The organism is Paenibacillus sp. strain BS8-2 (assembly GCF_054483835.1).
In genome coordinates, this window is sequence record NZ_CM137010.1 from 6,040,497 (window position 1) to 6,053,874 (window position 13,378).

General features: G+C 49.6%; 10 protein-coding genes. All 10 read right to left on the reverse strand.

The window, feature by feature from the left end; translation table 11 throughout:
* Nucleotides 1-64: 64 nt before the first annotated feature.
* The 10 genes from ACX1C1_RS26115 to ilvB all read right to left on the reverse strand — a co-directional run bounded on the left by ACX1C1_RS26115 (nucleotide 65) and on the right by ilvB (nucleotide 13,212).
* Entirely contained in the window at nucleotides 65-1,600 is a 1,536-nt protein-coding gene (locus ACX1C1_RS26115; protein WP_458955030.1) for a leucyl aminopeptidase, read from the reverse strand.
* Nucleotides 1,601-1,677: 77 nt separating this feature from the next.
* A complete protein-coding gene (locus tag ACX1C1_RS26120; protein WP_458955031.1) occupies nucleotides 1,678-3,075 on the reverse strand; it encodes an ATP-binding protein in 1,398 nt (465 codons plus the stop codon).
* A 216-nt stretch (nucleotides 3,076-3,291) separates the two neighbouring features.
* Nucleotides 3,292-4,794 carry a PT domain-containing protein gene (locus ACX1C1_RS26125; protein ID WP_458955032.1) on the reverse strand — a complete coding sequence of 501 codons (1,503 nt, stop codon included), beginning with the start codon at nucleotides 4,792-4,794 and terminating at the stop codon, nucleotides 3,292-3,294.
* Nucleotides 4,791-5,603: an RNA polymerase sigma factor SigI gene (gene sigI, locus ACX1C1_RS26130; protein WP_458955033.1), complete on the reverse strand. Its 813-nt coding sequence runs from the start codon at nucleotides 5,601-5,603 to the stop codon at nucleotides 4,791-4,793. The genes ACX1C1_RS26125 and sigI overlap by 4 nt, the downstream gene beginning before the upstream one ends.
* Before the next feature lie 138 nt (nucleotides 5,604-5,741).
* Complete coding sequence (locus ACX1C1_RS26135) at nucleotides 5,742-6,158, reverse strand: hypothetical protein (protein WP_458955034.1); 417 nt, start codon at nucleotides 6,156-6,158, stop codon at nucleotides 5,742-5,744.
* 752 nt (nucleotides 6,159-6,910) lie between these two features.
* Nucleotides 6,911-7,987, reverse strand: coding sequence for a 3-isopropylmalate dehydrogenase (leuB, locus tag ACX1C1_RS26140; protein ID WP_458955035.1), 1,077 nt, complete (start codon nucleotides 7,985-7,987; stop codon nucleotides 6,911-6,913).
* Between the two features lie 199 nt (nucleotides 7,988-8,186).
* Complete coding sequence (locus ACX1C1_RS26145) at nucleotides 8,187-9,731, reverse strand: 2-isopropylmalate synthase (RefSeq protein WP_458955036.1); 1,545 nt, start codon at nucleotides 9,729-9,731, stop codon at nucleotides 8,187-8,189.
* Nucleotides 9,732-9,820: 89 nt separating this feature from the next.
* The gene (gene ilvC, locus ACX1C1_RS26150; protein ID WP_458955037.1) at nucleotides 9,821-10,813 is read right to left on the reverse strand and encodes a ketol-acid reductoisomerase; all 993 of its coding nucleotides are present in this window, start codon (nucleotides 10,811-10,813) and stop codon (nucleotides 9,821-9,823) included.
* 168 nt (nucleotides 10,814-10,981) lie between these two features.
* Nucleotides 10,982-11,470 carry an acetolactate synthase small subunit gene (gene ilvN / locus ACX1C1_RS26155; RefSeq protein ID WP_458955038.1) on the reverse strand — a complete coding sequence of 163 codons (489 nt, stop codon included), beginning with the start codon at nucleotides 11,468-11,470 and terminating at the stop codon, nucleotides 10,982-10,984.
* Complete coding sequence (gene ilvB, locus ACX1C1_RS26160) at nucleotides 11,467-13,212, reverse strand: biosynthetic-type acetolactate synthase large subunit (RefSeq protein WP_458955039.1); 1,746 nt, start codon at nucleotides 13,210-13,212, stop codon at nucleotides 11,467-11,469. Before ilvB ends, ilvN begins: the two co-directional genes overlap by 4 nt.
* Nucleotides 13,213-13,378 lie beyond the last annotated feature (166 nt).

A 13,378-nucleotide genomic window follows, 5' to 3' on the forward strand; every position in this document is an offset into this window, starting at 1 on the left:
AAGGCATGATAGAAATCCCATTCATACTACTATTCATTTCCAATCTCGGCGGGAATTAAACGGATTACCCTCTTGCTCGCGCCGCTAGAAGCTCTACTAACGTACGAACCATGACGCCCGTTGCTCCTTTGGGCTCCCAGCCTCGCGGCCGCTCCAGCCAAGCCGTTCCTCCGATGTCGAGATGCACCCATGGCAATCCTTCAGCGAAATGACCGATAAATAACCCGCCTGTGCTTGCTCCGCCATATTTGCCGCCTCCATTCTTGAGATCGGCCGCATCGCTGTTAAGCGCCTTGCGGAACTCCGGATAAGCAGGCAGCTCCCAGATCCGTTCGCCAGCTGCAATGGACGCCGCCTTTACTTCTTGCAGCAATCCATCATGATTCGTAATCGCGCCGGTAGCCTCATACCCTAACGCCACCATTACCGCGCCCGTCAGCGTTGCAACATCGATTAGCTTCGTAGCGCCTCGTCGGATTGCTGTTGTCACGCCATCGGCAAGCACCAGCCGTCCTTCAGCATCGGTATTGACAACTTCGACCGTATATCCGCTCATCGTCCGAAGCACGTCTCCTGGTTTATACGCACGATCTGAAGGCATATTCTCCGCAGCCGGAATAACCGCAATCACATTAACCTCCGCTTTGAGCTCCGCAATCGCTCTTACGGCGCCAAGTACGGCAGCCGCTCCACCCATGTCAGAGATCATCTCTTCCATGCCTGGCGCCCGCTTAAGCGAGATGCCGCCGGTATCGAACGTTACACCTTTGCCGACAATTCCCCAAGTTTCTGCAGCATCCGGCGCGCCATGATAATGAATCACGATCATTCGAGGAGGGTTAACACTGCCTTGCCCTACGGCGAGCAGAGCGCCCATTCCTTGCTCGGCAGCAGTCCATTCGTCTATCACTTCAATTTCAAGATCGAATTCGCTAGCGAGCTCTTCGGCGTGGAACGCCAGTCGCTCTGGCGTCAAATCATTGCCAGGCAGATTGGTCAAATCGCGTGCGAAAGCTACGCTTTCTGCAACGATGCGTCCTCTTGCAATTCCTGCCTCCCAATCTGCAGCAGCACCAAGTTCCGCTGCTCCGTCTGAAACCAGATCGACATGCTTCAAGGCGAAACGTTTCGTTTCTTCACGCTTTAGCGGCTGACGTTCATGCAGCGCGAGCAGCAATCCCTCTGTAATGGCTTGTGCGACTGCGGAGGCGCCTAACTCACTCACCGCCTGCCCCATTGTAGAGTCATGAAGCTGCAGCTCGATGTGAGTCGCGCGCGCCGACTTTGCGGCTTTAGCTGCCGCTGCTGCTGCTAATCGTAGTCCGTCCGTACCCGAATCATGTACATATCCGGCTACAATGACCGTATGAGGCGACAATAGGCCTAACGTTGCAATGGCTTCGACTTGCTCCAATTTGGCTTGGAACAACCCTCTCGCATGACGTTTCAGTAACTGCTCGTCTATTTTCTCTTGCACCAATACAGTACTAGAGCCGGTATCTGCAGCTCCCTTTAATTCAGATTCCGTGACGAAGCGCACCCAGGCATCCACGGAAGCTGCTCCCTCTTGTCTCGCGCCATATGTAAATGTTGTTGTCATTGTTTCTCCTCGCTTTCCTTCAAAACAAAAAAGAATCAAACCCGGACAGCTCTAAGCCCCGATTCGATTCTAATCGTTTATCCCGCTAATGGCAAATAAATAATAAATTCCGTGCCGCTGTCCATCTTACTATTTACCCTGATCGTACCTCCATGATTACGGATAATCCGATAGCTCACAGACAGTCCAAGACCAGTTCCCGTTTCCTTTGTCGTAAAAAACGGATCAAACAGTTTGGTCAACGTCATCTTGTCCATTCCTTTACCATTATCCTTGATCATGATCTCGACATATTGACCGTCACTGTTAAGGACGATGTCGATTCTGCCACGACGATCGCTCTGTACAGCCTCGACAGCATCTAGCGAATTTTTCACCAAATTCAACATGACCTGCTTCACTTGTTTAATGTCGATGGATACGACAGCATCTTCCAGATGCGACTCCACGCCGATCTCGCAATTGCGGAGCAACGACTCGCTTTCGGTCAGCATCACGACTTCTTTAATAAGCAGGTCAATGGATTTGGATTGCTTCATCGGAGCAGAAGGCTTGGACGAATTCAAGAACTCATAAATGATGTCGTTTGCTCTGTCGATTTCGGTAAGAATAATTCTGGCGTATTCCTCCTTGCCAACCTCAAGCAAGTATGGACGCAGCAGTTGTATGAAACCTCTTATACTTGTAAGCGGATTTCTGATTTCGTGAGCGATCGCCGCTGCTATTTTGCCTAACATCGCAAGTTTGTCGTTCTGCAGAGCGCTCTGCTCGATTTGTTTGTATTCGGATACATCTTTTACACTAAATAAGTACTCCCCGTCGAGCTGGTCTCCATATGTAACAGTCGCAAGTAAATGTTTGCCGTCCTTCTGCTGGAATTCGTAATACCGATTGCGCTTGATCATCATCTCACGGTACAAACGAAGAATCGTTCTTTTGGCTTGTATGTTTAATTTCGGATGGAGTAAAATGCCACGTACAGTGAGCCCCACTAACGTATTTCGGGGGATGTCGAGCAATTTCGCCATTTGAACATTGACGAATGTCAAAATTCCGTCGTGATCAAATAACGCGATGCCGCTGTCCATATATTGCAGAACATTCTCGTACCTATTCTTGACCTTTTCGAATGACGATTCGGAAGTACTCATCATTCTTTCGCGCATCGCCTCAATTTTTTGCCCTGCTGTCGGCTCGATGATATCACCGTCCGAATTGATTTCCATTCGAAAACGACAGGCGACCATTAACTCCATCAGGAACAGGAAGGAGCGATGGTAAATTTGAACGGCGTCCTTGGAATCCACGTTAGCAGCAATCGCTTGAATACAATCTTCATGTACGGCGATGATCTCCTCTGGTTGAAAGCCATACAGTTGCTTTCCAAGCTCATTCGCATGTATCAACGATGCATCCTTGCCTCCGCGGATATACTCGGCAAGCGCGGGGAAATAACGCTTTCGAATAGCCTGCATCCTATTTTCCTCCCCCCGCAAAGCAATAAACTAAGAGTTTTAACGAAGTAAGCTCTTACCTAATGATAGGTTTACTTTACAAAGGCTGTCAACGGGAGAAACTGTCGAAAAAACACTTCTGAATAGTCGAAAAGACTCGTTTATGAGAGTCTGAAAAAAGCCTATGGACGCATCCCAAAATTAGGAAATTAGACGCATTGCACATTCTGACCATTTCTAATCTCGCCACTGATCTCTTCCACGGTCATCGTTTTTCCCTTCATCCTTCTTACCGCTATCTCTATCGGAGCCCCGGTCATTGTCCTGATCTTCGTCACGATCCTTGTCGTTTCGTCCACCGTTTTTGTCGTCTCCGTCACTACCGCCTCTCCCTTTACTTTCATTCTGATTCCGATTATCGTCCTTACCATCATCCTTATCATCGTCATCACCTTTGGTCCACGACCAATTTCCGTACTTATTTTCTTCTTTGTTATTACCATCATACCAGGAAGAGTGCTCTTCCTCCCATTTCTTCCATTGCTCTCTCCAGTCCTTGCCGGCCTTTTCCCATTCTGATTTAAGCTTTTCGAGCTCGGCCTTGCTCCATTTATTCCCCCACTTTTCCTTCCATTCTTCCCAGTCCTCCCAATCGTCCCAGTCGTCCTTCCCACCATGTCCGATTCCCGGCTTAGATGTAGCAGTCGACTTATCAATTGGTTTTGTCGTTGGTTTCCCTATCGGCTTTGTCGTCGGTTTTCCGGTTGGTTTCGCCGTTGGTTTCGCCGTTGGTTTCGCTGTGGGATTCAACGTTGGCTTCGTACTTGAAGTCTGTAACCCTCCAGTCGGAGCAGATGTCGCCGTTGGTTTGGCAGCAACTGCTTGATGCTCTGATTGCTCTTGCTTCAGCAGCTCACGGAGCTCGGCTTTAGTCGTTGGATGCTCCGGATCGCCCAGAATTCGACCAACGCCTCCGATCGATTCTGTCGCATGATCGATGGATTGTTTCATAAGAGATTCAAGCTCCAGCGCATAACCTTCGTTCTTCGCCATCAAATAAAGCGCAAGCTTGCCTGCCGAGATGCCCACCGAATCCGCTTCGGACTTCAGTTCCTCAGGGAGGAACAACGTCGTGATCGTCACACTGTCGGCCGATTTTCCATGCGCGTCCAGCCAGCTGCGCAATTCACCGTCCAAGCTTTGCGCAAGCAGCCTCTCAAGCTCTTCAATTTGTTGTTCAGAGCTATTCATCCATATGCTTGCAATGAGAATATCCTTGTGGGGAGCATCTAGATAATGTGAATTGCTTGCTTTCTCCAGTACTGCTGTCGCGACTTGATCCAGCTCCTGTCCTTTGAAGGAGATCCCCTCTATGAGCAGGCTGCCCTCCTCGTTGACCGCTCTTAGCTCACGTACCTTCTCATTTTCGTCGATTCCAATTTCGATACTAGGATTGATGTCCATCGTAACGTAGGCGACGACAGCATTCGCTTGAGTAGCTGTATACACCATGTAAGCAGTGAAAAATAACAGGATGACCGCTGCCGCTGCAACGTATTTCGTCAGCATCGACCGAGTCGGCTTCCTTCTTCGTTTCGTTGTTGAACTCGCTTCTTCTTCGAAGAGCAATTCTTCACCAAGTGATGGAGAGCCTTTGATAGGCGTTCTTAGGAACTGCCCCTCGCGGGTCATTACTACAACATGATTCTCGTGAATGCTCATTACGATTCCGCGTTTCATCGGCTCACCTCCTTGCTCTTCCATTCATCGTTTTCTCGAATGCGCAAATAATCGTTCATATACGGATATGAACCGGATCTAATAATGGCAATCGCGATAATATATTTCCGATTTCGTTCGATCGTCTTACGCGACACGCCGCAAGCCTCCATTACTTCCTTAATCGGCAGCCTCTGTGTCGCCGTCAGTATGTCCATCCATTCTGGCGTGTCCGCCAGTTTACAGGCAATGCCAATCAGCATTACGCGGGAATCCGTATGTTTGGGCGACTGACCGACCAGTTCTTCCATAGATATGCCGTACATCCCCAACTCTTCGTTCAGATCCATAATCTCGGAGCGGCGCTCCTGATCGATTCGGCTTGTTTCATGCGCATCTAACGCTTGCATCGTTTCTAACACATTGTAGGCTGTTTGTTCTTCGCCTTCTATATCGAAGGAGCTATAGGGAACGGACTTCAAATGCCTATGCTCTTTTCGCACATAATCAATAAGCCGACGCTGCATCACGGTTTTGGCAAATCCTAGGAATGAACGTCCCGCTTTATAATCAAAGCCATCAATTGCTTCATTGAAGGCCTGCAGCGCGACACTGAATTCGTCATCCCGTTCCGGATTGATGTACCGTTTGCTAAATCTGCTTGTTACTTTGGCTATATAAGGAGAATACTCAGCGATGAATTGCTCGCGAAGCATCTCGTCACCTTGTTTGATTAAAGCTATGTACTGCTCCGGCTCCAACTGTGCTTCTGTCGACGCTTTCGCGGCGGGAGCCGTTTTACGCAGGAATCGCTTAAACAGGATCAGCAACAACCGCTCCACCTCACTACTTATGATTTCGTCGCGGTTTCGACGATTGGGGGGGTACTTATTAAAAATCACTCATTTTTCTCAGCAAATAAAAAGCCCCCATAAAGGAGGCGTGTTTTCTATACTTCGGATATGGCTTCAAACGGAGGATTTCCGTTGCAGGAGCTTGTTTCTCCTGCCATTTAGCACTTGCAGCCTCTTCTTCAGCATGTACTGCCATTCCTTATCCGCAATCTGTTTGGCAAAACTGAGCAGGTCCAGCGCCATATCAATCTGATTGCGTACGACGTCCATCGGCTCTTCACTCTCGTGATTCACACAATTCTCTAGCAGCGAAGCCGGGTCCTGGTCAACATAATCCTCAAAATCGACCTCTGCTGCACCGTCCCCATAAGCATATTCCGCCAAGATATCATATTCGCTTTGAGCCAGATAATGAATGTCGATTCCATGACATACCGGACAAAAGGAAATCGGTACGTTATGAATATGCGTAGCCATATGCTTCAAGGTGCCTTTCGTTCCAATCATACTTGCTCCACAGCAGAAACTCATCTTGTCAACCTCCAGCGCAAGCAGAACCTGCTTAAAGTTAGGATGAACAAACCGTGAAACGACGAAACGACAGATCAAACAAATTCTTCATTTATTAATTTATTCGGCCCTCTCTTTGCAAATTCCTGCCTGACCTGTCCTAAATTAATATTTCCTAACGGAAGACGATTACGATTGGAGTGAATTATCAAACAATCAAACACAAACGAATCATCGAAACAAACCATCAAACGAATAATCCTGCATTTTGTACATCATTCCGCCCTCCTAACCTCGAAGTTATGATAATTACTGCACTTTGTACATCATTTCTGCGCCGTTCCCCCCTTTTCCCTCTCCCATGCTTATTATTGCTGCACAAATACATCAATTGTTTCCAATTGGCTATAAATTGCATAATATTGCTGTATGAATTACATCATTTACGTGATGTCCCGCCACCTCCTTCACCCTCACCTATCTGCGCGAGAAGTCTCGCCACCTCCATCACCCTCCCCTATATTCGCATGAAGGCACGGGCGCTTTTCATTCTTGCTTGGCTATACATGGTATACATCGTTTTCGGCAAGCAGCCGACGTACAAACACATGTTTACTGCAGCCGCTTGATGAATCTGAGCATGCTCTGCGCAATTTGTTACCAGAGGAATCTATCATGTGCCCCCCCCAAAAAAAAACATGCCTTCCCCTCAGGGATAGGCATGTCCTTCTTACAGCTCTCTTGTTGTCTGGTGTATCCAGGTCGAGCAGTTATTACTTCATTGCTGCAGCAATAAGATCGCCCATTGCAGTTGTGCCAATCGCCTTGCTCTTGTCGACAGCGATGTCGCCTGTACGATGACCAGCATCAAGCACGTCTTTGACTGCGTCTTCGATGGACTTCGCTGCGTCATGGTATCCGAACGTAAGACGGAACATTAACGCTACAGACAGAATCGTAGCGATCGGATTGGAGATGCCTTGACCAGCAATATCAGGCGCAGAACCGTGTACCGGCTCGTACAAGCCGAAACTTCCTTCGCCAAGCGAAGCGGAGGACAACATTCCGATGGAACCCGTAAGCATTGCAGCTTCGTCACTCAAGATGTCGCCGAACATGTTCTCTGTCACAATGACATCGAAGCTGGACGGACGGCGAAGCAACTGCATCGCGCAGTTGTCGACAAGTACATGCTCAAGCTCAACTTCTGGGTACTCGACAGCTACCCGGTTTACAACTTCACGCCACAAACGGGATGTTTCGAGAACATTCGCTTTGTCAACAGAAGCAAGGCGTTTGCCGCGAGTCATCGCGATATCGAATGCCTGGCGAACGATACGTTCTACCTCTTGCACGTTGTATACACAAGTATCGACTGCTTCTTCGCCGTTCGCGCCTTCGCGGCGGAACTTCTCGCCGAAGTAGATGCCGCCTGTAAGCTCACGCACAACGATCAGATCCGTGCCTTCAAGAACTTCAGGTTTCAACGTCGACGCTTCTTTAAGACAATCGAAGACTGTAGCAGGTCGGATGTTCGAGAACAATCCAAGCGCCTTACGGATGCCGAGCAAACCAGTCTCAGGACGCAGCTCCTTCGAGTTATTGTCCCATTTCGGTCCGCCTACTGCGCCAAGCAATACAGCGTCTGCACCTTGGCAGAGCTCTAACGTTTCTTGCGGAAGCGGCGTTCCTTTTTCATCGATGGCAATACCGCCGAACAAGCCGTGCTCCGTTTCGAATTGGTAGCCGTACAGTTCCTCGGTTTTCTTCAATATTTTTAATGCTTCTCCAACAACCTCAGGGCCGATACCGTCGCCGCCAAGAACCGCGATTTTTTTCACTTCTGGCATTTAAATTCAACTCTCCTCTATTTCATTCTCAATCTATTATCATTTAACCACATTTAGTGCCGTCATTCCAAGATATAAAATCTATGGACTTTATAGGTGCGGACTATAAGAGGTGAAACGAACAAAATAGGAGCTGTGCCGACGTCACATCATCACCATGACTCTCGGGACAGCTCCTTTGGGTTTACAATACAATAGGTTAGATCAAGCTCATCTTGTCGCGGCGTCCCGGCGACTTGCGTTTCTCGATCAAGCGGTTAACCGCGTCGAGATACGCTCTTGCGCTCGCTTCAAGGATATCGGTGCTAAGACCGCGACCTTGTGCAGAGATGTCATCCTGCTTAAGTACAACATGAACCTCGCCAAGCGCATCCTTGCCTTGCGATACCGACTTGATGGAGTAATCCTCTAGCTCAACGACCTCTGCCGTTGCTTTGTCGATCGCGTTGTAGATAGCATCAACCGAACCATTGCCTTCTGCCGTTTCTACTCGCGCATCGCCTTCCGCCGTACGCACGCGAACCGTTGCATTAGGCGTTGATTCGTTGCCGTAGCTCACCTGAATGGTTTCCAGCGTGAATACTTCCGGTGTATCCGTCAGTTTTTCTTCCAGCATTGCACGGATATCTTCGTCGGTTACGTTTTTCTTCTTATCTGCCAAATCCTTAAACTTGGCAAATGCCGCGTTAACCGCTTCATCAGTCAGCTCGTAACCAAGATCGATCAGCTTCTCGCGGAACGCGTGACGTCCAGAGTGTTTGCCGAGTACCAGCTTGGATTCGCGCAGGCCAATCGTATCCGGCGAGATGATTTCGTAAGTCGTTTTTTCCTTAAGCATGCCGTCCTGATGGATGCCGGACTCATGGGCAAAGGCATTAGCGCCTACGATCGCTTTGTTACCCGGTACGACCATACCCGTCAGCTTGCTGACAAGGCGGCTCGTTTTGGCGATTTCCTTAAGGTTAAGCGTCGTTTGAGCACCGAAGAAATCAGGTCTTGTCGCAAGCGCCATAGCAACCTCTTCGATTGCCGTATTACCTGCGCGTTCGCCGATACCGTTAATTGTACCTTCTACTTGGTCAGCGCCGTTCAGAATCGCTGCGAGCGCATTAGCCGTTGCCATGCCTAGATCGTCATGACAGTGCGCGCTAAGCTGGATCGTCTCGATATTCGGAACGTTCTCCTTCAACGTCTTGAAGATGTTGCCGAATTCTTGCGGATTCATGTAACCAACTGTATCCGGAATATTGACGACCGTAGCTCCCGCTTTAATCGCCATGTCGGTCACTTCACACAAGAAGTCCAGCTCTGTACGTCCAGCATCTTCAGGCGAAAACTCTATTTTGCTGAAATATTGCTTCGCATAACGAATTGCACGATCTGCAGCTTCAAGTACCTGCTCCTTCTCCATCCGCAGCTTGTGCTTACGATGGATCGGGCTCGTCGCAAGGAACAGGTGGATGCACGGGTCCTGAGCACCTTTAAGCGCTTCACGTACTGCATCGATATCTTGTTCACGAGAGCGGGACAGGCCGATAATCGTCGCGTTCTTGACCGCGCGAGCGACAGCGTTAACCGCCGCCAGATCGCCAGGGGACGCCGCCGGGAAACCGGCTTCGATTCTGTCTACACCAAGCTTCTCCAGTTGAAGCGCGATTTCGACCTTCTCTTTCGTATTCAAATTCACGCCCGGAGATTGCTCGCCGTCACGAAGCGTTGTATCGAAAATGTAAATTTTTCGCATATCTGCTACTTGCACCTCCATGAACAGAATGATCCCGATTGCACGCAGCCGTTACGCCGGTGAACCGGGATTAATGATAATTCTATTTCTTACTTCTTGATCCAGTGCATCAGTTCACGAAGTTGTTTGCCTGTTTGCTCGATTGGATGAGCAGCTTCGTTGCGGCGAGTAGCCGTCAACATTGCGCGACCGGATTGGTTCTCCAAGATGAAGTCGCGTGCGAAACGGCCGGATTGGATATCTTCCAGAACGCGTTTCATTTCTTTTTTCGTTTCTTCTGTCACGATGCGTGGGCCCGTAACATAGTCGCCGTATTCTGCTGTGTTGGAGATGGAATCGCGCATAGTAGCGAGGCCGCCTTCATACATCAGGTCAACGATCAGCTTCAGCTCGTGCAAGCACTCGAAGTAAGCCATCTCTGGAGCGTATCCAGCTTCAACCAATGTTTCGAAACCTGCTTTAACCAGTGCGGAAGCGCCGCCGCACAATACAGCTTGCTCACCGAACAGATCTGTTTCTGTTTCTTCTTTGAAGCTAGTCTCGATAACGCCAGCACGTGTACAGCCGATGCCTTTTGCATATGCAAGACCGATGTCTTTAGCATTGCCGGTAGCATCTTGATGAATCGCGATCAGACCAGGAACGCCGAAACCTTCTTGGTATGTGCGGCGAACCATGTGACCTGGCGATTTAGGAGCTACCAGGAATACGTCTTTGTCCGCGCTTGGTACGATTTGACCGTAGTGAATATTGAAGCCGTGGGAGAACATCAGAGCCGCGCCTTGTTTCAGGTTTGGTTCGATTTCTTCGTGGTATACACGAGCTTGAGTCTCATCAGGCAGAAGAATTTGAACAACGTCAGCTACTTTAGTAGCTTCGGCAACAGTCAGAACCTCGAAGCCATCTTTTCTTGCAACGTCAGCGGATTTACCTGGGCGAAGACCGATTACAACTTTCAAGCCGCTGTCGCGAAGATTTTGAGCTTGTGCGTGACCTTGGCTGCCGTATCCGATTACCGCGATTGTTTTGCCTTGAAGAACGCCTTGGTCAGCGTCTTTTTCATAATACAATGTAACTGCCATGATAATAATTTCCTCCTTTAATTTAACCCTTTTGAGCGGGTGTTTAAGCGAGGAAGCCCAGTCAGCATAACGGCCGGTTCCTCTCTTAAACTCCCGCTCAAAGCGGGAAGTGGACATTTGTAATTTCGAACGATGGCTTGTCTTGCGTGAACCAGATACTGCTTTAAATTATTGCTTTACGTTACCGCGGTTAAGCGCAGTAACACCAGTGCGTGAAAGCTCGCGGATGCCATAAGGCTTCAGCAGCTCGACCATTGCATCAATCTTCTCTGTATCGCCTACAACTTGAACCATAAGCGAGTGAGTGCCAATATCGACAACTGCCGCCCGGAACGTCTCCACAACGCCGAGAATCTCTGGTCTCATAGCAGGCTCTGCATGGACCTTGATCAATGCCAGCTCGCGTCCAACCATCGGATTAGCGCTAAGATCCACAACTTTAATAACATCAATCAGCTTGTACAGCTGTTTGGTGATTTGTTCCAGCGTATGATCATCGCCAGTAGTGACGATGACCATACGGGACAAACCTTGCTCTTCACTCGTGCCTACCGTAATGCTCTCGATATTGAAGCCGCGGCGTCCGAACAAACCGGATACGCGTTGCAGAACGCCGGGCTGGTCATTCACAATAACAGCGATTGTATGTTTCTTCATTCCGCATCCCCCATGATCATTTGGTCAATGGTGCTGCCTTGGGCAACCATCGGATAGACGTTCTCATCTCTGCGAACGACGAACTCCACAACGGCTGGACCAGGATGACGGAGCGCTTCTTCCCAAGCTGCGCGTGCTTCCTCTTTGTTGGAAGCGCGTAGTCCCTTCACTCCGTAAGCTTCTGAGAGTTTAACGAAGTCCGGGCTGCCCGCAAGATCGATATGGCTGAAACGATTCTCATGGATGAGCTCCTGCCATTGACGAACCATGCCAAGCACTTGATTGTTCAGAATAACGACTTTGACCGGAATGTTGTTGATAGCACAGATTGCGAGCTCCTGAGCACACATCTGCATACCGCCGTCGCCATTGATGGATACGACCACCCGATCCGGGTTCGCCATCTGAGCGCCGATCGCGGACGGGAAGCCAAAGCCCATCGTGCCGAGACCGCCGGATGTGACCCAAGAACGTGGTTTGTTGAAGTTATAATATTGCGCAGCCCACATTTGATGCTGCCCAACATCCGTCGTTACAATCGCATCACCGTTAGTCGTCTGATGAATCATCTCAACAACCCACTGCGGCTTCAGTTCCGTCTCTGAATCCTTGTAGCTGAACGGGAATTGTTTCTTGGAAGCTTGAATGTGAGCCCTCCAAGCATCTGCCTTGTCAGCACGAACTGCCAATTTGTTGGCAACGCTCAGTACCGTCTTCACGTCACCGACGATCGGAATATCCGTAGGCACGTTCTTGCCAATCTCCGCAGGATCGATGTCGATATGGACAATCTTGGCCAGCGGTGCGAAGCCGGACAGCTTGCCCGTTACGCGGTCGTCAAAGCGAGCGCCGATGTTGATGAGCAGATCCGCTTTCTGGATGGAGGTGTTAGCCGTATACGTGCCGTGCATACCCGGCATACCCATCCACAGATCATTCCCGCTCGGGAATCCACCGAGACCCAGCAAAGTCGTTGTGATTGGAATTTCAGTTTTGGTCACGAATTCCAAGAGTTCCTCATGTGCGCCAGAGTAGACAACACCGCCGCCAGCCAGAATGACTGGACGCTCCGCTTCCTGGATCGCTTTGACCAATCTGTCCACTTGCAGCTTGTTCGGGTTAACCGTTGGATTGTAGCCGCGAATGTTCACATCCGTTACCGGCTTGAACAGCGTCTTAGCCGCTGATACATCCTTAGGAATATCGATCAATACTGGACCTTTACGGCCTGTATTGGCGATGTGGAATGCTTCGCGGATGACACGCGGCAATTCCTCTACGTCGCGAACCAGGTAGCTGTGTTTCGTAATCGGCATCGTAATACCAGTGATGTCCGCTTCTTGGAACGCATCGGAGCCGATCAGCGACGAAATGACGTTACCCGTTATAACAACGAGCGGAACGGAATCCATATAGGCAGTCGCGATACCTGTTACAAGGTTCGTTGCCCCCGGTCCAGACGTTGCGATACATACGCCAACCTTGCCGCTCGCACGAGCATAACCATCCGCCGCGTGGATTGCACCTTGTTCATGTCTCGTTAGAACGTGGTTGAAATCCGGGTTGCCGTGCATGGCGTCATAAATGTACAGTACGGCGCCGCCGGGATAACCGAACACGCAATCCACGTCTTCGAGCAGGAGACTGCGAAGCAATATTTCCGATCCCGAGATCACCTCGGGCTTAGATAACTTTTCCAATAATTCTTCCTTCGACTTCAGCGTCGTGCTTTGCGTTGCCATCAGTCATTCTCCTCCTCTCGAAAAACAAAAAAACCTCTCGTCCCTCAGCATACTGTTGCTGAAAGGGACGAAAGGTTTAGCTTCCGTGGTACCACCCGAATTCGTTATGCCTCTCTCGAAACATAACCTCCATTGGTTAGAACGCTGTGCACATTCCGACGCTCTA

What these genes read in the sequence shown, in the direction of transcription:
- ACX1C1_RS26135 (WP_458955034.1), bottom strand. Translation starts at nt 6,158, where the DNA reads ATGAGTTTCTGCTGTGGAGCAAGTATGATTGGAACGAAAGGCACCTTG.
- ACX1C1_RS26125 (WP_458955032.1), bottom strand. Translation starts at nt 4,794, where the DNA reads ATGAAACGCGGAATCGTAATGAGCATTCACGAGAATCATGTTGTAGTA.
- ilvN (WP_458955038.1), bottom strand. Translation starts at nt 11,470, where the DNA reads ATGAAGAAACATACAATCGCTGTTATTGTGAATGACCAGCCCGGCGTT.
- ACX1C1_RS26145 (WP_458955036.1), bottom strand. Translation starts at nt 9,731, where the DNA reads ATGCGAAAAATTTACATTTTCGATACAACGCTTCGTGACGGCGAGCAA.
- ilvB (WP_458955039.1), bottom strand. Translation starts at nt 13,212, where the DNA reads ATGGCAACGCAAAGCACGACGCTGAAGTCGAAGGAAGAATTATTGGAA.
- ACX1C1_RS26120 (WP_458955031.1), bottom strand. Translation starts at nt 3,075, where the DNA reads ATGCAGGCTATTCGAAAGCGTTATTTCCCCGCGCTTGCCGAGTATATC.
- ilvC (WP_458955037.1), bottom strand. Translation starts at nt 10,813, where the DNA reads ATGGCAGTTACATTGTATTATGAAAAAGACGCTGACCAAGGCGTTCTT.
- ACX1C1_RS26115 (WP_458955030.1), bottom strand. Translation starts at nt 1,600, where the DNA reads ATGACAACAACATTTACATATGGCGCGAGACAAGAGGGAGCAGCTTCC.
- leuB (WP_458955035.1), bottom strand. Translation starts at nt 7,987, where the DNA reads ATGCCAGAAGTGAAAAAAATCGCGGTTCTTGGCGGCGACGGTATCGGC.